Annotated in this window: 1 protein-coding gene and 1 pseudogene; one reads left to right on the top strand and one right to left on the bottom strand. The window is 59.1% G+C overall.

Annotated features, from left to right (window positions below):
* A partial coding sequence (locus NW827_RS09890; protein WP_414503634.1) for a deoxyhypusine synthase family protein occupies nucleotides 1-285 on the bottom strand: 285 nt, incomplete at its 3' end.
* Nucleotides 286-379: 94 nt separating this feature from the next.
* Between NW827_RS09890 and NW827_RS09885 the strand changes: the two are divergent.
* Nucleotides 380-587 (top strand): annotated as a pseudogene (locus NW827_RS09885) (hypothetical protein); the annotation flags it as partial.

Below are 587 nucleotides of genomic sequence, written 5' to 3'. Positions count from 1 at the left end.
CTCATAGAAGTTGTGGGCGATGAGGTTGAAGATGTCTTCCTCCAGGTTGGCGCCGGTGCAGGAGATGGCGTGCACCTTGTTCTGCCGAATCATCTCAGCCAGGGAAAGCCCTAGCTCCGCCGTGCTCATAGCGCCTGCCAAGGTCACCATCATCTTGCCGCCTTTTTCTAGGTGAGCGGCGTAGCCCTTGGCGGCATCCAGCAGGGCGGCGGCGTTAAAGTGGCGAAAGTGATGCTCAATAAATTGGCTAATAGGGCCTTTGGCCCCTGCTTCTGCGGTTATCATTGTTGGGTTTCCAAGCGAGACGGGTTCGCCTTCCCAAAGCACAGACTCAGCATTCTAACCAAGCCTAAGAGTACTGGCAAGCTTTTAGGGAGTTTTGGACATTGCCGGCATGGCCACTGCTCCGGAGTACTATCGGCCGCTGCCGCAGCTGGTGTTCGAGGCGCAAGCGGTGCACCGACAGCACCACCCTCCCAACCGGGTTCAACTCTGCGCCTATTGCCCCCAAAGCGCCCGCTACTCGACAGGGATCGAGACCAACCCCTTGACCTTGCGGGGTTCGCTGCGCCAGCACGGCGCCACCC

Source organism: Synechococcus sp. H70.1 (genome assembly GCF_047502705.1).
Lineage (GTDB): Bacteria > Cyanobacteriota > Cyanobacteriia > Thermostichales > Thermostichaceae > Thermostichus.
This window is presented reverse-complemented; position numbering and strand designations above follow the sequence as displayed.